The following is a 17,737-nucleotide window of genomic DNA, read 5'->3' as shown; positions in this document are numbered from 1 at the left end:
TTTGTTTAAATTTATTTCAAACAGAATAAATAAATAAGACTTGATTATTATAGTATTTCTGTTATGCATGCATAGTAAATTATTAACTATATTTGTTGGAGAGCTTCTTAAGCGGTAAATCTTTGTTTAATTTATACATTACTAAAATAAATATGACGACTAAACTCACTAACCTTTTAGAGATAAAATATCCCATAATACAAGCACCAATGTTTCTAGTCTCTAATGTTGCGATGGTGACAGAGGCTATGAAAGGAGGTATTGCAGGCTGTATTCCTGCTTTGAATTATAGAACGTTAGACGAATTGCGAACTGCCATACAAGAATTAAAAAAAAATAAAATAGCAGGAGGTGCATTTGGGTTTAATCTAATAGTGAATAAATCTAATTTAAAATATAAAGGACAATTAGATGTGTTATGTGAAGAAGGCTGCGATTTTATAATTACTTCTTTAGGTAGCCCTGAAGAGACTATTAATAAAGCACATAAAGTAGGAATTAAAGTGTTTTGTGATGTTACAGATTTACGATTTGCTCAAAAAGTAGAGCTGTTAGGGGCAGATGCAGCCATTGCGGTAAATAATGAAGCAGGAGGTCATCGTGGCAATTTATCTCCAGAAGAATTAACAACCCTGTTAAAAAGGCATTTAGATATCCCTGTTATTACTGCAGGAGGCGTTGGACGTAAAGCCGATATTGATAGAATGTTAAGTTACGGAGCAGCAGGGGTTTCGGTAGGGAGTCCATTTATAGCATCAATTGAAGCAGGTGTAACAAATGAATATAAGCAAGCTTGCGTAGATTATGGCGCAAAAGATATAGTGATGACAGAGCGTATTTCTGGTACACCTTGTACCGTTATTAACACGCCCTATGTTCAAAAAATAGGGACAAAACAAACTTGGATTGAGCGTGTGTTAAATAAAAACCGAAAATTGAAGAAATGGGTGAAAATGATTCGTTTTTCAATGGGGATGAAAGCTACAGAGAAAGCTGCTAAAAAAGCAACCTACAAAACGGTTTGGGTCGCAGGCCCAAGCATTGAGCATACTAAAGCAATATTATCGGTTAAAGAGATTGTTGCCAAATTGGTGCATTAAACTTTTTTACCTTCATTATAAAAATAAATTACTTTTTGTTTGTAGAATGACCTTTTATTGCTCACTAATCCTTTATTTAAATTAATAAGGATTTTAGTGTAAGCAAATAATCTGCTCCATTTTTTTTGTATATATTGGGATTAGCAATGGTTAAGTGTGATGTATTAAGATGAAATTTGATATAAGTGAAGTGAAATAGGAACCAATAAATAAAGTCGGATTTTACAGCGTAAACTTAAAAAGAGTTATTCTAAATTTAATTATTTGCCAGTAAGTGTTTATTAGGGAATCTATTTACGGGATTGCTTTTTTTGTTATAATAAGATGTCGTAAGTCTTTAATATTTTATTAAAAGTTTAGAAATTTAACTTTAATAAAAGAATTTTAATACCCAAAAATTTAAATATAATACAAGAATAAATGAATGAAATAATGGCTTTTATTAGAGGATTTGGGATTTGGTTTAAGGTTTTAATTTCTGAGTTAGCTAATAATATCATTAGTGTGATATTGGTCACATTGCTCTATTTTATGTTGTGGCATTTTCCACAGACTTTAGATTTATTATTAGTATTAAATCAAAACAGCGCAGAGAGTTTTTGGCAAATATTTACTTTAGAAGTACCTTTGTATTTTTCGTTATTACTTATTATTTCGTTTTTTATATGGAATGCTCCAAAGTACTATTATAGAGATAATTATTCTAAAGTAAAATTTAAGAATGTAATAGGGTTTGTTCCAACGAAGCACTATTCAAAAATTGTAGAAAGTAATCGCTATGCATATAATTGTAAACACCATATACGAAAAGTGCTTCCTCGTATTTTAGGATGTTTAGTGCTTTTTATGTCGGCCTTTGCGATTTTAAATGCCATGGAACTCTTTGGTATTAAAAATAGTTTAGAGAAATCTTTGAATCCATTTAATTCTTTTGCTGTTATAGTTGTAGTTCTAGTTTTATTATTAGAATATAATATTTATCGTTTTGTAAGGAAATGGACTGCTAAAATACCTAATAGAGGTCATGTGTTAGGAGGAATTTTATTCTTGTTGTTTATCTTAATTTTGGGGTTAGGAGCGACAAATAATCAAGCAGAAGATGATTTGGCCTTATTGTTCGTGTCTAATTTATCGTTAGCATTTATTTTCTTTATTATTTCTTTTAATACAAAGGACTTATTTACCGATAATATGAAGCCTTTTTTTTATGGAGGTGTTATTGTATCTAGTTTACTGGTTTTATTGGTTTATATTGTTTTTAATTTTAATCCCAATATAGCAAGAGCTTTAAACCCCTTATCAGTTTTGTTAATTTGTTTAATTGCGTTATATACTATTTCTTTCATATTTGTATTTGGTGGAAAAAAAATGAGGTTTCCCTTGTTCACGTTTGTAACTTTTTTAGGAATTATTATGGCCGAATACAATGCTAAAAATGCTAATTTCGATCATTATTCATTAGATGATGAGGTCTATGGAGAGAATGATAGAATTGCACTAAAAAAATATATTTATAATTGGATTGTAAATCGTAAAAAGGAGATAGCGTTAGCTCAAGAAGGAAGTTATCCTGTTGTTTTCGTTTCTTCAGAAGGCGGAGGATCAAGAGCAGGGTTGTGGGCTTTTTTAATACATAGTTATTTGTCTGAAAAATCAAATAATGCCTATTATAAAAATCATTTATTTTCACTCACTGGAGCTTCAGGTGGAGGTGTTGGTAATGCTTTGTTTTTTGCTACAGCACAACACGCAGCAGCGAATGCTATAAATGTAAGTTACAAAAGTGATCATACTTTTAGTTATAAAGCCAGTAATATCTATTCACAAAACTACCTCTCTTCTTCTATTGTTGGGTTGTTAGGAAGAGATTTTTTTAAAAGCATATTAACATTATTTCCTTTTGATAATAGAGGAGAGCTTTTACAAAATGAATGGCAAATAGCACACCGGGAAGCCTTTCAATTGGAAGAGGGTGAATTGGAAAAAGAAATCTTATCTTATTATTCTAAGAGCGATACTTTAGGATTTGTACCGCCATTGTTATTTATGAACTCATCACATGCTCAAACAGGAAAATATAGTGTTATTAGTCCTGTTGATTTTGGTGATTCTAAGTTGTTTGCTGGGTATTACGATTTCATGAAAAACCTAAGAAAAGTAAAAGGAGAAAACCATTCTGTAAAATTAGTTGAAGCGATGCGTATTAATGCTGCATTTCCTTATTTAACACCAGCAGGAGAAGTGAAAGGTATGGGGTTATTTGGTGATGCAGGCTATTATGATAATATAGGAGGAACAGTAACTAATGGGGTCATTTATACCTTTAGAGAAGTTTTAAATGAAACTCCAGAGTTTAAATCTATTAAAGACAAAATAAATTTAAAAAGTGTCTTAATATATAGTGATTTAGATAGGGAAGAAGGCGACGAACATTTTGTGGCCCCGATTTCACAACTAGGGGCGCCTTTAAAAACGATGATGAATGTAAGGTCTGGACATACTATGGAGCAAATTGCCAAGTTAAATGATATCCCTTTGGCATTACAGCGCACCTATATCGTTCCAAGTACTAAAACGAGTACGATTATACAAAAAAAATTGAGGAGCTTTAAAACTGAACAAAACGATAGTATTAAACCTATTTTACCGTTAGGGCGGTATTTGTCGAGTACGGCAATACAAGCTATTGAAAAGAGTTTAGAATTGAAAGATGTTAAGTATCAATTAGATAATTTATTGTGTTATACAACAATCCCTATGGTTAAAGACAGTATAGAATAGTTAACGAATACGTTAAAGTTTAGACAGCTGTCGCTTTATTTTGTATATTTGTCTTAGTTTAAAAATTAAAGTTATGACTACAGCTGTTAAACATACATTACCTGAGGATAAATCGAAAGGGATATTACGTTATTTAAACTTAGACATTCCATTACATAATGTATATGATTTTATAGAATTATCTAGAAATGGTATTAATAAAAAGAATCTTCTGTTTTTGGCTAAAAAAATAGATTTTGATTTAAAAGAATTAGTTGCAGTGCTTCATATTTCCGAACGCACTTTACAGCGGTATCCTTTATCAAAAATATTAAGCCCCGATATAAGTGAGCGCACGATACAATTAGCACGGTTGTATTGTAGGGGAGAAGAGGTTTTTGGAGACCTGGAGCAATTTAAAAAGTGGATGCAATACCCTAGTTCTGCTTTAGGAATGAAGCAGCCTAAAGAGTTATTGGATACAACATTCGGTTTTCAATTATTAAATGAGGAATTAACAAAGATTGAATACGGTATTTTTTCATAGATGTTAGTATATAGAATAACTAAAGCCGCTTACATAGATGATTTAACCGGTATTGGAGCCAAAGCAGTTGGAGGTAGGTGGAATTTTAAAGGTGTTTCTGTACTTTATACAAGCGGTTCTATCGCATTAAGTATGTTAGAGTGTTTAGCGCATTTCCCTGTCGCTTTTGCACCAAAGGATATGGCTATGACGACAATTGATATTCCAAAACATTCGATAACTGAAATTTATCAAAAAGATCTCCCTGATAATTGGAGAAATGTGCCTTCTCCAAGGGAATTAAAACAATTATCATCAGATTGGATTAAAAAACAAGAAACTTTAGTTTTAAAAGTACCAAGTATAATCGTTCCTCAGGAATCTAACTATATTATAAATCCACTTCATAAGGACTTTAAAAAAGTAAAAATACAAGAAAAAGTCCCTTTTACTTTCGATAACAGAGTTCTATAAAAAGGACTTTTTCAAGTTTAGCTTATTTTACTATTATTTTATTATTAGAGTTTATACCTTGTATTAAGGAAGCTATAAATATTACAATAATGCAACCTACAAAGTTTAACCATAAAAAAGGTAAGTTAATATAGTCGTATTGGTTTAGAAAAAATAAAGCGATAACTACAGCTTGAGTAATTAAAGCTGCAACAAAAACCGCATTCGATTTTACAAATTTGAAGAAAAAGGCTAATAAAAAAATACCTAAAACATTTCCATAAAAAATAGAGCCTATTATATTTACTAACTGAATTAAGTTTTCTGCCAAATTGGCCACGCAGGCCACGCCTATAGCAATAATACCCCAAGCTAATGTAAACCATCTAGATACTTTTACCATTTCTAATTCTGTTTTTTCACCAGTATTACGTTTGTATAAATCTATTGTAGTTGTACTGGCTAAAGCATTTAGTTCGCTAGAAGTACTAGACATAGCAGCACTTAAAATAACGGCAAGTAATAAGCCTATTAAACCACGTGGTAAGTTGTTAAGAATAAAATGTATAAAAACATAGTCTTTATCATTAGATTCTACTTTTATATTTTGCTCCTTAGACGCTTTTTCTATTAATGCTTTAGCTTCTGTCCTTAAGGCATCACTATTCTTATTTGCTAACGCAACAGTGTTTGCTAATTTTGAATCTCCTGTTGTAATATAGTGGTCTATGGTTTTTTTCTTATCATTAAAAAGTTGAGTTTGCTCTTTTTTCAATGTCTTATAATCTTCTGCATAACTAGAATTTAAAACCAATTTTTCAGCAGTTGGATTAAAATTTACTGGTGCTTGGTTAAATTGATAGAATACAAATACCATAACGCCAACTAATAAGATGAAAAATTGCATAGGCACCTTTAATAGGCCATTAAAAATAAGCCCTAATTGCATTTCTTTAAGAGATTTCCCAGAGAGGTAACGTTGTACTTGACTTTGATCGGTTCCAAAATAAGAAAGCATTAAAAAAGTACCACCAATAATACCACTCCAAAACGTATAGCGATTGTTTAAATCAAAAGAAAAATCTAATATTTCCATTTTACCGCTAGCCCCAGCAATACTTAATGCTTTGGTGAAGGTAATGTCTTCAGGAAGTTTATTCATAATGAGAACAAATGCGATAACCATTCCTGTGAAAATAACAATCATTTGATGTTTTTGTGTCACATTTACAGCCCTTGTTCCTCCAGAAACTGTATATATAATCACTAAAATCCCAATAATTATATTAAGTAATAGTAAGTTCCATCCTAAGACAGCAGATAAAATTATGGCAGGAGCAAAAATGGTAATTCCTGCTGCTAATCCGCGTTGAATTAAAAATAAAATGGCGGCCAAAGTTCTCGTTTTTAAATCAAAACGACTTTCTAAATATTCATAGGCAGTATATACTTTTAAACGGTGGTATAAAGGGATAAAAACCATACAAATTACCACCATAGCTATAGGGAGCCCAAAATAAAATTGGACAAAGCCCATTCCCGAATGAAAAGCTTGGCCAGGAGTAGATAAAAAAGTAATGGCGCTAGCCTGAGTTGCCATAACAGACAAACCAATAGTCCACCATTTTGAAGTGTTACCACCTCTTAAGTAGTCGGTTACATTTTTACTTCCACGTGTTTGCCAAGTACCATAACCTACTATTGTAAAAAGCGTTCCTATAAGGACAATCCAATCTAATGTTTGCATAATTTAAAAAGCTTGCATTATTAGGTGAAAAATAATAAAGTATACTGCATTGGCTACTAAAACCAAAGTGTATAATTTGTTCCATTTGTATTTGGGTTGCTTCATAGGGGCGTTTTTCTATTGTATCGTGTATTTATTTTAAACGGGATTTATTTTTTTATATCCTTGGGTAATGAAATGTTTTCTTTTCCTATGGATAACATATTAGCAAATAGCCTGTAGGCTCCAGGGACTCCAGCAGGAAATTCTCTAAAAAAGCTTAAACCGGTATAAATATAATGTCCTTTTCCATATTTGGCCACGAGTAAACTTCCTGATTTTGGGGACTCTCCTTTATCATGCATCGATAGGAGTGGTGTAAATTCGGTTCCCCATTCGTTAGGAAAGTATAAGCCGCGTTCTTGTGTCCAGCCTTCAAAATCTTTTGAGGTTATTTTATTTGGTGTATTTAATAACTCGTGATTTGGGGCTAAGAAGGTGACTTTAGCTAGCTCATCGGTTACTCTGTCTCTCGATAATTTAAGTTCATAAGGCGCTAAAGCATCAACTTTTACTCTATGTTTGGTATTGTATTGTACTATCATATTTCCGCCTTCAGCAACATAATTAAATAGTATTTGTTGTTTAAAATTTAAGGCTTCAACAGTATTGTACGCACGAATACCAACAACGATGGCATCAAATCGGCTTAATACTTCTGGAGTTATATCTTCTGGTTTAATCGTTATAACGTTGTAGCCTATTTGTTTCAAGCTTTCGGGAACAACATCTCCTGCACCTTCTATATAACCAATATTGTCGCCTCTTTTTTGAATGTCTAAGCGCACAACTTTACTTTCACTTGGCAATAAAACGGTTTGAAGTGGAATATGATCATAATCGATTTCAATTAATTCTTTAGTATATGTTTTACTGCCAACAGTAATCATTGGACTTATTAGGCCTTCGCTTTGGTTTTTTGGAGGGATTACAGTAAAAATAAGCGTTTGCTCTTGGCCTTTATTTGTAATGGAAACCTTTTGTTGTTTTGGGTAAATGTTCCATGCTTTAGGGTGGTTTATTTCTACGTAACCTTCTAAATTATCTCGACCCGCTTTAATGATTACAGGAATTTCTTTTTGTTGGTCATTTTCAAAAATGATTACTTTTTCAGAAATTTTAACCGCAGCTTCTGGGATAATCTCAAAAGGTTTGTAGATTTCGCCTTTTACAGGATCATTGGTTTTATACACAACATCTTCATAGAAATTTAGTGTAACATTATTAATTTTAAACTGAAATTTCACTCTAGGTTTTCTGGTTTCTGGGTCTCCAATTAAATTTAAATCTTCTACTTTATACATCCCCAAAGTTCCTTTTTCATCTAGCCAGTACGGTGCCGTATAATCTGGATTAGGAGCTATTTTTATGTTTTTAGAGGTTGTGAATTTTTTGTTCTGATTTAAAGTGCCATCTTTAACTAAATGATTGGTGAATGCATTGATAAAATTTACCTCAAGAAGTTTTACAGGAATAGCACTTCTGTTAATCGCTTCAATATTTGCGGTGTAAGTTCCGTTTGGTGTGATTTGATTGGTGTTAGCAACAGCTTCAAAATACAAGCCTAAACAAGATTTAATAATTTGTTTAATCTCTTTCGATTTAATTTTTCTCCAATGTAGATCTTCAAGTGTACTTATTAATTGATAGGCCTCTAATAGCTCGGGCACAGAAGCAGCAGGGTTTGTAAAATTAAAATCAGACTGTACTTTGGTTAAAATTCTTTCAATTGCTTTACCACCTTTTACACGATGCCACGAAGTATCGATGCCGTCAAAAAGATCTGATTTATCTTTTGGTAATTGGCCTTTTATAATTTCTATATATTCGATTTGTTCGCCTCTTGTTCCTGTGCTACCAAAACCTTGTGATTTATGTTGACTACGACTTAACGCAGCAATCTCAGTATTACTTAATCCGCTAGAAGGGAAGTAAGTCCCAACATCAAAACTTAAGAGGTTACTTTTATCTGCCTCATTAAATTTTTTTTGACTTCCATAAAACCACCACGAAGTATTAAAAAATAAGCGTTTGGGTTGCCATAAGCTCGTTTCTTGTAATTGACTAGGATAAGCAGATTTGTTATTAGCCAGATCGAAAGCTTCAACACTTAACATTGCAGAACTGGTATGGTGGCCATGTGTAGTTCCTGGACTTCTATGGTCAAAACGGTTAATAATAACATCAGGTTTAAATTGACGAATGGCTAAAACAACATCACTTAATACGTCTTTCTTATTCCAAATAGTTAGTGTTTCGTCTGGATGCTTGGAGTAGCCAAAATCATTTGCTCTTGTAAAACGTTGTTCACCACCATCTGTTCGTCTAGCGGCCAATAATTCTTGTGTACGTATAACACCCAAAAGTTCTCTTATTTCTGGGCCAATAAGATTTTGTCCCCCATCACCACGTGTAAGCGATAGGTAGGCAGTACGAGCCTTAATATGGTTTGCCATATATGAAATAAGACGAGTGTTTTCATCGTCGGGGTGAGCTGCTACATATAAAACAGAGCCTAGGAAATTGAGCTTTTGGAGCGATTCATAGATTTCTGAAGCATTAGGTTTTTGTGGTTTTTGAGCACTTAATGTTGTTAGATTAACTAGTGCTACTATTAAAAAAGCAAGATATTTTTGCATTATATTTAAAAAGTTAGATCGGTCTCAAATATAAAAATAAAACAGCCACGACTTCTAGTTTTAGTGTTTCTTTAACGTATTCTTAAAAAGCGAACAAGATCCTTAAATATTTTAAGTTAAAGGACTAAAAGAATTTATATTCTAGGAATAATAAGGAGGTGTCTATAGATTGTGCGTATTCTATTTTAGTCTAATTGAAGGCTTTTGCGCAACACTTCATCTTTATTACTATTCTTATTCCAATAAGGTGATTTTATAGTGTTTAATAGAGTCGCTTTGGTTGTTAATGCGTTTATTGTTTCTTCCCAGCTTTCAATATTATGCGGGAATTCAGGATTAAAGTTTATACTTAAGGTTCGCTTTAATTCTGGAAATGAGATGGTGTAGTTTCCAGATGTTAATTTAGCGGAAGCACTATAAGCTTTTAGTGGCTTATGTTTTAATCGTACGAATTCTAAGGATGGAATGGCATCGAATGTTCCAACGGGTAACGTTTTTGGAGCGATACGCAATTGAGTCCAAATATCGTTCTCTAAATATGTTTTTTCTAGATTAAAATTTTGATCTCCTTCCTTTTCAAAATAGGAATGCGAGGTCACTTCAAATTGTGTTCTATTATTAAGCTGTGTATAAACATGGCCACACCATTCTTGTATAGAGCAGCTAAGTTTTAAAGCCTGTTGGTTATTAGATACCGGGTAGAAAACACTTTGCATTATTGAATAAGGGTAAATGCCTGTATTGAATCTTTTGGTACTATTTAGTTTTAAAACAGGAATGTTGCTTGTGTTGTTATGATCTGCCTTTACCTGTCTGTCTTTAAGAAAGGGTTCTGTAACATATATTAATACGGCATTTCCTTGTCTAATCTCTCCATAACGCACCTGTTCTAATTGGTAAGATGAAATTTCGGCCTCTCCAGCATACCAATACGATTTAAAGTTGTCGGTTATTGGGTGGGCTGGCTTTTGTATTGTTGTTTTACTCGCGGTTTCTACAGTAGCATATTCGAAATTTGAAGACGCTTTTTTACTGTCGCAAGCACTTGTGAAGGCTAGTAATCCCATAAGGCCCCAAGAGAAGCGTTTGGTGATGTGTAATAGGCGTTTCATTGTCTATATTTAAGATTTGAAATATAAAGTTACAAATCTAATGTGTTCCTGCAATATTATTTAACGTTTCGTAAACAAGATGTGTTGGTAAGCCCATTACATTGAAGTAAGAGCCTTCTAATTTAGTTACCCCAATAAGGCCTATCCATTCTTGAATACCGTAAGCACCAGCCTTGTCGAAAGGGGCGAAAGTATTTATGTAATACCAGATTTCAGCCTCAGTAAAGGATTTAAAGGAAACCTTAGTGACGTTACTTACTGTTTTTTGATAGCTTTTTGTGCGAATGCAAACAGAGGTAATTACCTCATGTGTTTTTCCACTCATTGCGGAAAGCATATTAAAGGCTTCTTCATTACTTCTAGGCTTGCCTAATGCTGTTTCATTATGCCAAACAATAGTGTCACTTGTAATTAAAATGTCTTTGTCTTGTAATTCATTTAGAAAAGGGATAGATTTTAGCTGCGCCAGGTAATCTGTAATTTCAAAATGACGTAATGTTTTAGGATATTCTTCTTTTATAGGTTTTAATCGTATTTCAAAATCAAGCCCTAAATCCTTAAAAAATTGTTGCCGTCTAGGGGAGCCAGAGGCCAGAATAATAGAGTAATCTTTAAGCGATTCTTTTAGCATAATTAAAAAATTAGTCTGTATAATATCATAACAAGCATGCCGGTAAGCATAATAATCTTCAATATAAGGCTTATATGTGAGAATTCATTGTTGTTTTTTGCTCCAAATAATTTGAGTGTTACATATATTAAAGGACCAATAACAGCTAATAGAAAATAGATAACGACCTCTGTATGCATATACAGATAGGAAGCTACATAATATATTATGATAAGTGTTGTAATTATACTTATTGAAAAAGCGATTTTCGAGGTTCTTTCTTTACCTAAAATGATAGGGAGTGTTTGCATTCCAGATTTATAATCCCCATCCACATCTTGGATGTCTTTTACTATTTCTCTAATAAGATTAATAAGAAAGGCAAAGATTCCAAAATCGGTTAAAACTTCAAACATTGTAGATTGAATTTCTTGATTTTGTTCATTAATGGCAGGTAATAATTCAAAAATACCTACAATTAAAATACTAGAGGCCACTAGAAGGGAAACAATAATATTACCTACTACGGCTATTTGCTTTAAGGACATTGCATAGACATAGAGTAGTGCTGCAATGATAACAAAAAAGCTAAAGAATTGAGGTCGTCCAATGGTATATGCTAGGTAGAATCCTATTACAACACCAATAAAAGTAAACCCCATATATAAAGTGTTGGCTGTATTTTCTGTAATAGATTTGCCTACAATAACTAAATTAGGTTTGTTTATATTGTCTGTGTCTATATCGTAAATATCATTTATAATGTACCCTCCAGCGGCGATACATAATGTAGATAAAACAAGTAATGCAAAAATACCTGTGCTTAAAGCGGTGTCTACTCCAAAAGCAGGAAATAGAGCATACTTTATTAATAATTGCACAAAGGCTATCATTAGTAGGTTTTTCCAACGAATAAGATTAAAGGTACTTTGCATTTATTTGTATTATAAGATTTTGGTTTAATAAAAGGAACCAGTTATATTAAAATGAGTTTAAAATAATTTATTAACCTTTTAATTTGTTTTATAGTTTCTTTTTTTTTGATATTTAAATTTAGTGTGCATTAGCATCAAAAACAAAATCCCATTTGTCTTGAGCTTTCATAACTTGTTCTATAACATCTCTAGCGCAACCTTTTCCGCCTTTTTTATGAGAAATGTATTTGGAGTTAGCCTTAACTTCAGCAACAGCATCTACTGGGCAAGTAGGTAAACCAACTTTTGTCATTACGGGGATATCAGGAATATCATCACCCATATATAAAACATGCTCTGGCTTAATATTCTTTTTGGATATGTATTCGGTAAACGCTCCTGTTTTATGGTGTGCCCCTAAATAAATATCTGTAACCCCGAGGTTACTTAATCTGTGTTTTACTCCTTCATTAGTTCCCCCAGAAATAATACAAAAATGAAATCCTTTGTTTAGGGCTTGTTTTATAGCATAACCGTCTTTAACATTCATTGTTCTTAGCATGTCCCCGTCGTTTGTAATGGCTAAAGAACCGTCTGTTAATACACCGTCAACATCAAAAATGAATGTTGTGATATCTGCTAGGTATTCTTTGTAATTTTTATCGTCCATGTGTTTTTTTTATAGATTCTGTTAGGAGACTGTAAATGTCTTTATGATGTTTGTTTTCTAGTTGCTTTAAGTGTCTTTTTAGCGTTTTTTTATCACGACGCAATGCTGGTCCTGTTTGTGCTAAATAGGGGGATAAGGTTTCAATTTTATTTGCCGTTTCTTTTATTAAGGGTTTTAAAATGTCAAACTCAGCACCTTGAGATTCTGTAATTTCATGGGCAACTCTATAGAGTTGATTCGTGAAGTTGTTAACAAATACAGCAGCCAAATGTAAGGCCTGACGTTGATCACTATTCACTTTGTGAGATTTACTACCTATAGCTTCTGCTAACTGTTTTAAAATAGGGAGGTCTTCTTTTTTTAAAGCCTCAATGCATATTGGAACGTTTTTAAAATTTATATCTGTAGCTTTCGAAAACGTTTGTAATGGATAGAAAACACCCCGTTTTTGTCTCTTGTCTACGGCGTACAAACTGGAGCTTCCAGAGGTGTGTACTACCAGCCGATTTTTAAAAGGAAGTTGCTCAGAAAGAGGTGTAATTGCATCATCACTTATCGCAAGTATATAGAGGTCTGCGTCCTTAAGTGAGGTTAAATCATCTGTAATATCAACACTGTTTTTGTAACGAGAAATAGTGTTTAAGCTTCTGTTGTACCATTGTATAACAGAAACGGTTTCTGAAGCGTTAAAAGCCTTAAATAAATGTGTAGCTACATTTCCAGCACCTAAAATGACGGTTTTTATCATAGGGCTAAAATACACATATATTGTTTTTTTTAATAATTAAAAAAACAAAAATGTTTACACGTCTGATAATGTATTTGTTAGTGCTGTGTTTTACAATAATAGCCGTTATCTAATGAATGTTATATGTTGTTTTTAGAACGCATTAGTTTAATCGTATTTACTAGGTAATGTATTGGTATTGCTTTGTGATTTGGATCATAAAATAATAAATGATAGACGTTTAAATTTGTAGTATTAATTTAAATACTTAATAAATTATGAATTATTATAATTATGCATTGTCAGATTTTAAGAAAAACTATATACTCTATATTCCATTAAGCATTATATTACAAAGTTGCATAGGTTCTATAGCGGCTATGTATATTTTGATGACTAGTACTTCAGATTACTTTCCTTTTTTTGAGTTAACAATTTGTGTTGTGTTATGTATGTTGTATAATGCGTCTGTATTAGCCCAATTAAATATTAAATTTGTGTTTAATCTATTAATATTGTCTATGTTTAGTAATATTGTGTTATTTGTTATAAATATTTGATGCTAAATGGAGTTACAAAAAAAAGATATAAAAAGCAGAGAAGATGTTTTTAAACTCGTTTCTGCTTTTTATAAAAAAGTAAGAGAAGAAGAAACATTAGGCCCTATTTTTAATGAAAGTATAAAGGATTGGGATAAGCATTTAGAGTTATTAACAACTTTTTGGGAAACCAGCTTGTTTTTTACCAAAACATTGAAAAAAAAGTACAAAGGCAACCCTTTAGAGGCGCATGTGAAAGTTGATAATGCTAATAATAATGAAATTACGGAGCATCATTTTGGAATTTGGCTAAACTTATGGTTGCAAACTATTGATGCTAATTTTGAAGGGGAATGTGCCGAAAATGCAAAACGACGAGCTCGTAAAATGGGATCTTTTATATATTTAAAAATATTCGAGGCAAGAAAACAAGTTTAAAAAAATAAATTTAACACAATATTACACGCCTTTCCTTCTTAGGAAACAAACTAAAAGGATTATATTTGCACGAGCTAAAAAAGGCTATTATTATGCAAAATAAACTCGCCAAAATCCTATTTTCTACAAGACTTACTGCTATTTTATTCCTTGCTTTTGCAGCTGCAATGGCAATCGGAACCTTTTTAGATAGTGACATGGGGGCCTCTCCAACACCGTATACAAGAACGCTTATTTATAATGCTTGGTGGTTTGAAGCAATAATGGTGTTTTTTGTTATAAATTTTATAGGCAACATCTTTAGATACCGCTTATATAAAAAAGAAAAATGGGCTACTTTTTTATTGCACTTTGCATTTATATTCATTCTTTTTGGAGCTTTTATTACAAGGTATCACAGTTTTGAAGGCATGATGCCTATTAGAGAAGGGGTTACGGAAAACTCTTTTTTATCTCAAAAAACCTATGTTATGGGGTTTGTTAACGGAGATTATAAGATTAATGGAGTCGCACAGCGTTTACGAATAGAAGAAGAGGTAGATTTTTCACCACGATTGGATAATGATTTTGAGATTAAAGGTAAATATGACGAGCAGCCATTCAGCATTAAATTAGAAAAATTTGTTACTGGTGCAGAAGAGGATATTGTGCCAGATGATTCTGGACAAGAATACCTTAAAATAGTAGAGGCAGGTAATGGGAGACCGCACAATCATTTTTTAAAAATAGGAGCTGTAGAAAATATTCATAACACTTTAATAAGTTTGAATAAACCTACAAAAGGAGCTATAAATATAACTTATAAAGCAGGGAACCTTACTATAGAATCACCATTTGAAGGAGAGTACTTACAGATGGCAACAATGAAGGAAGGATTGTTAATTAAAGATAGTGTTCAGCCATTAATGTTGCGATCGCGTTATTTGATAGGCGATATGCAAATGGTATTTCCAAAGCCAGTTATAAAAGGGGTGTTTGAGATTGTTAAAAAATCGAAAATGTTTAAAACAGACGAAGATGGTGTTGCTTTAAATGTAACCAGTAATGGCGAAACAAAAACAGTAAATCTTCTAGGCGGAAAAGGAAGTAGTAATCCATGGGCTCGTGTTGAAGTAGGAGGTCTTGAGTTTGATTTTAAATACGGCTCTAAAGTTTTAGAACTGCCTTTTAGTGTGAAGTTGAATGATTTTAATGCCGAACGACAGCCAGGAACAGAAAAGGTCTATTCTGCATTCTCAAGTAAGGTAACAGTCTTCGATGAAGCATCTGAAGATTTTGATTATAAAATATATATGAACAATATCTTAGATCATAGAGGATATCGCTTTTTTCAATCTGGGTTTGATCCAGACGAAAAAGGAACCATCTTATCTGTAAATCACGATTACTGGGGAACTTGGTTTACTTATTTGGGATATTTCCTGTTGTATATAGGTTTAATGGCTATATTCTTCGACAAGAATACACGTTTTACAGACTTGGGAAGACGGTTGAATAAACTAAAATCTAAGAAGTCTAAACTTTCTGCTATTTTAGTGTTATGTTTTGCGTTAAGTGGTTTTGCTCAAGAACATAAGCATACTGAAGGTGATGGGCATGATCATGAGCGACATGGAAGAGGACCTGTTGAAGAAAGGCAGCGACCTACAAAAACGCAAATTGATTCGGTATTGTTGGAAAACGTAACGCCTAAGGCTCATGCAGAAGTTTTTGGTCATATGGTTATTCAAGACATAGGAGGTAGGATGAAGCCTGTAAATACATATGCCTCTGAATTATTAAGAAAACTAAGTAAAAAAGATACCTATGAAGGTCTTGATGCTAATCAAGTATTCTTATCTATTCAAGAAAGCCCAATGCTTTGGTATAATGTGCCTATTATTTACTTAAAACCTAAAAAAGGCGATTCGATACGTAAAATAATAGGCGTTCCTAAAACTCAAGAATTCGCTACGCTTTTAGATTTCTTTACTGCAGATTTCCGTTATAAGTTAGATCCCTATTTAGAAGACGCTTCTAAGGCGCAAGTAAAAAGTGGTTTTGAAAAAGAATTCTTAGAAACAAACCAGCGAGTGACTCTGCTTTCTAATGCAATAGAAGGGCGTTCGCTTAAAATATTTCCTATTCCTAACGACGATAATAATAAATGGATCTCTCCATTTGAATACCGTAATGAAGGTTTTAATGAAAAAATTAAGGATTCTTCTTATGCTAGTTTTATAAACTTAGGATTCAATTGGTATTTACAAACACTAGATAAAGCTAAGAAAGAGAATGACTTTAAAGAAGCTGATAAGCTTTTAGAATCTTTTAAAAAAGTGCAAAACAACATTGGTAGTGCTGTTATGTTAAGTGATGATAAGATAAATGCCGAGATAACATACAATAAATACGATATTTTTAAAAAACTATTTAGTTGGTATATGTATGTAGGAACTTTACTTTTTATAGTGCTAATTGTGCAAATATTTAAAGATAAAAGTAAAGCTATAAGCAAAACGATAACGTTATTTAAGATTATCATTTTAGGATTATTTATTTTACACACTTTAGGTTTAATAACGCGTTGGTATGTTTCTGGCCACGCCCCGTGGAGTGATGCCTACGAATCTATGATTTATGTTGCTTGGGCAACAATGTTATTTGGGTTAATTTTTGGACGTAAGAGTGATTTAACGATTGCGGCAACTGCTTTTGTAACGTCAATGATTTTAATGATTGCACATTGGAATTGGATGGATCCGGCTATTGCCAATCTACAACCTGTACTAGATAGCTATTGGTTAATGATTCACGTGGCAGTAATAGTGGCTAGTTATGGTCCATTCACATTGGGAGCTATAATAGGGGTTGTTACTTTATTACTTATGATTTTGACTAATGAGAAGAATAAATCGAAAATGTTATTGAATATTAAGGAACTTACTATTATAAATGAAATGGCTTTAACTGTAGGTTTGGTTATGCTAACTATAGGGAACTTTCTAGGCGGACAATGGGCTAATGAAAGTTGGGGACGCTACTGGGGCTGGGACCCTAAAGAAACTTGGGCCTTAATAAGTATCATGATCTATGCCTTTGTAATACATATGCGTTTAGTCCCAGGTTTACGAGGACGATGGGGGTTTAACTTAGGTTCAATTATAGCATATGCTAGTATCTTAATGACCTATTTTGGAGTTAATTTTTACTTGTCAGGTTTACATTCTTATGCTAGCGGGGATCAAATATTAAGTTTTAAAATTATAGGGATTTCACTTACATTTGTTGCGCTTTTAGGTGTTTTATCATATATTAAATATGCAAAATATTACAAGAAATAGAACAGATGAAATTACTCATTTTAGTTATAAATCTGTGTAAATAAAAATTGTAATTTTAAGAGTAAGGAGTTATATTTGTTGCTTATGATTGTTTAATTTATGTTCTCGATTATGTCGAATCCTTTTCGACACTTTAAAGA

General features: G+C 32.6%; 13 protein-coding genes. 6 read left to right on the top strand and 7 right to left on the bottom strand.

Annotated features, from left to right (window positions below):
• Positions 1 to 137: 137 nt before the first annotated feature.
• From AC2D8I_RS01850 to AC2D8I_RS01835, 4 genes are all read left to right on the top strand, one after another.
• Positions 138 to 1,100 carry an NAD(P)H-dependent flavin oxidoreductase gene (locus AC2D8I_RS01850; RefSeq protein WP_484704406.1) on the top strand — a complete coding sequence of 321 codons (963 nt, stop codon included), beginning with the start codon at positions 138 to 140 and terminating at the stop codon, positions 1,098 to 1,100.
• A 420-nt stretch (positions 1,101 to 1,520) separates the two neighbouring features.
• Positions 1,521 to 3,881, top strand: coding sequence for a hypothetical protein (locus AC2D8I_RS01845; RefSeq protein WP_484704286.1), 2,361 nt, complete (start codon positions 1,521 to 1,523; stop codon positions 3,879 to 3,881).
• A gap of 73 nt (positions 3,882 to 3,954) precedes the next feature.
• Positions 3,955 to 4,407, top strand: a complete 453-nt coding sequence (parS, locus tag AC2D8I_RS01840) for a type II RES/Xre toxin-antitoxin system antitoxin (RefSeq protein ID WP_484704285.1) — start codon at positions 3,955 to 3,957, stop codon at positions 4,405 to 4,407.
• Positions 4,408 to 4,860, top strand: a complete 453-nt coding sequence (locus tag AC2D8I_RS01835) for an RES family NAD+ phosphorylase (RefSeq protein ID WP_484704284.1) — start codon at positions 4,408 to 4,410, stop codon at positions 4,858 to 4,860.
• 22 nt (positions 4,861 to 4,882) lie between these two features.
• On the opposite strand, the gene AC2D8I_RS01830 is transcribed toward AC2D8I_RS01835, so the two are convergent.
• The 7 genes from AC2D8I_RS01830 to AC2D8I_RS01800 all read right to left on the bottom strand — a co-directional run bounded on the left by AC2D8I_RS01830 (position 4,883) and on the right by AC2D8I_RS01800 (position 13,318).
• On the bottom strand, positions 4,883 to 6,586 hold the full coding sequence (locus AC2D8I_RS01830; RefSeq protein WP_484704283.1) for a sodium:solute symporter family protein: 1,704 nt from the start codon (positions 6,584 to 6,586) through the stop codon (positions 4,883 to 4,885).
• A 149-nt stretch (positions 6,587 to 6,735) separates the two neighbouring features.
• Complete coding sequence (locus tag AC2D8I_RS01825) at positions 6,736 to 9,264, bottom strand: PIG-L family deacetylase (protein WP_484704282.1); 2,529 nt, start codon at positions 9,262 to 9,264, stop codon at positions 6,736 to 6,738.
• A gap of 185 nt (positions 9,265 to 9,449) precedes the next feature.
• Positions 9,450 to 10,376 carry a septum formation inhibitor Maf gene (locus tag AC2D8I_RS01820; RefSeq protein WP_484704281.1) on the bottom strand — a complete coding sequence of 309 codons (927 nt, stop codon included), beginning with the start codon at positions 10,374 to 10,376 and terminating at the stop codon, positions 9,450 to 9,452.
• 37 nt (positions 10,377 to 10,413) lie between these two features.
• The gene (locus AC2D8I_RS01815; RefSeq protein ID WP_484704280.1) at positions 10,414 to 11,007 is read right to left on the bottom strand and encodes a Maf-like protein; all 594 of its coding nucleotides are present in this window, start codon (positions 11,005 to 11,007) and stop codon (positions 10,414 to 10,416) included.
• Positions 11,008 to 11,009: 2 nt separating this feature from the next.
• A complete protein-coding gene (locus AC2D8I_RS01810) occupies positions 11,010 to 11,921 on the bottom strand; it encodes a geranylgeranylglycerol-phosphate geranylgeranyltransferase (RefSeq protein ID WP_484704279.1) in 912 nt (303 codons plus the stop codon).
• 118 nt (positions 11,922 to 12,039) lie between these two features.
• On the bottom strand, positions 12,040 to 12,570 hold the full coding sequence (locus tag AC2D8I_RS01805) for a KdsC family phosphatase (protein ID WP_484704278.1): 531 nt from the start codon (positions 12,568 to 12,570) through the stop codon (positions 12,040 to 12,042).
• Positions 12,560 to 13,318 carry a Rossmann-like and DUF2520 domain-containing protein gene (locus AC2D8I_RS01800; protein WP_484704277.1) on the bottom strand — a complete coding sequence of 253 codons (759 nt, stop codon included), beginning with the start codon at positions 13,316 to 13,318 and terminating at the stop codon, positions 12,560 to 12,562. The genes AC2D8I_RS01805 and AC2D8I_RS01800 overlap by 11 nt, the downstream gene beginning before the upstream one ends.
• Positions 13,319 to 13,863: 545 nt before the next feature.
• Here AC2D8I_RS01800 and AC2D8I_RS01795 point away from each other — a divergent pair.
• Together AC2D8I_RS01795 and AC2D8I_RS01790 are read left to right on the top strand one after the other, a co-directional pair.
• Positions 13,864 to 14,274, top strand: coding sequence for a group III truncated hemoglobin (locus AC2D8I_RS01795; protein WP_484704276.1), 411 nt, complete (start codon positions 13,864 to 13,866; stop codon positions 14,272 to 14,274).
• A gap of 92 nt (positions 14,275 to 14,366) precedes the next feature.
• Positions 14,367 to 17,597, top strand: coding sequence for a cytochrome c biogenesis protein (locus AC2D8I_RS01790; protein ID WP_484704275.1), 3,231 nt, complete (start codon positions 14,367 to 14,369; stop codon positions 17,595 to 17,597).
• Positions 17,598 to 17,737 lie beyond the last annotated feature (140 nt).

It is taken from the genome of Lacinutrix sp. YIN62 (genome assembly GCF_057219185.1).
The sequence above is the reverse complement of the archived record's forward strand: the minus strand, read 5'-3'. Positions and strand labels throughout refer to the sequence as shown.

Excerpts from the sequence above, each read along its gene's own strand:
- AC2D8I_RS01845 (WP_484704286.1), top strand. The coding sequence starts at position 1,521 with ATGAATGAAATAATGGCTTTTATTAGAGGATTTGGGATTTGGTTTAAG.
- parS (WP_484704285.1), top strand. The coding sequence starts at position 3,955 with ATGACTACAGCTGTTAAACATACATTACCTGAGGATAAATCGAAAGGG.
- AC2D8I_RS01835 (WP_484704284.1), top strand. The coding sequence starts at position 4,408 with ATGTTAGTATATAGAATAACTAAAGCCGCTTACATAGATGATTTAACC.
- AC2D8I_RS01830 (WP_484704283.1), bottom strand. The coding sequence starts at position 6,586 with ATGCAAACATTAGATTGGATTGTCCTTATAGGAACGCTTTTTACAATA.
- AC2D8I_RS01825 (WP_484704282.1), bottom strand. The coding sequence starts at position 9,264 with ATGCAAAAATATCTTGCTTTTTTAATAGTAGCACTAGTTAATCTAACA.
- AC2D8I_RS01820 (WP_484704281.1), bottom strand. The coding sequence starts at position 10,376 with ATGAAACGCCTATTACACATCACCAAACGCTTCTCTTGGGGCCTTATG.
- AC2D8I_RS01815 (WP_484704280.1), bottom strand. The coding sequence starts at position 11,007 with ATGCTAAAAGAATCGCTTAAAGATTACTCTATTATTCTGGCCTCTGGC.
- AC2D8I_RS01810 (WP_484704279.1), bottom strand. The coding sequence starts at position 11,921 with ATGCAAAGTACCTTTAATCTTATTCGTTGGAAAAACCTACTAATGATA.
- AC2D8I_RS01805 (WP_484704278.1), bottom strand. The coding sequence starts at position 12,570 with ATGGACGATAAAAATTACAAAGAATACCTAGCAGATATCACAACATTC.
- AC2D8I_RS01800 (WP_484704277.1), bottom strand. The coding sequence starts at position 13,318 with ATGATAAAAACCGTCATTTTAGGTGCTGGAAATGTAGCTACACATTTA.
- AC2D8I_RS01795 (WP_484704276.1), top strand. The coding sequence starts at position 13,864 with ATGGAGTTACAAAAAAAAGATATAAAAAGCAGAGAAGATGTTTTTAAA.
- AC2D8I_RS01790 (WP_484704275.1), top strand. The coding sequence starts at position 14,367 with ATGCAAAATAAACTCGCCAAAATCCTATTTTCTACAAGACTTACTGCT.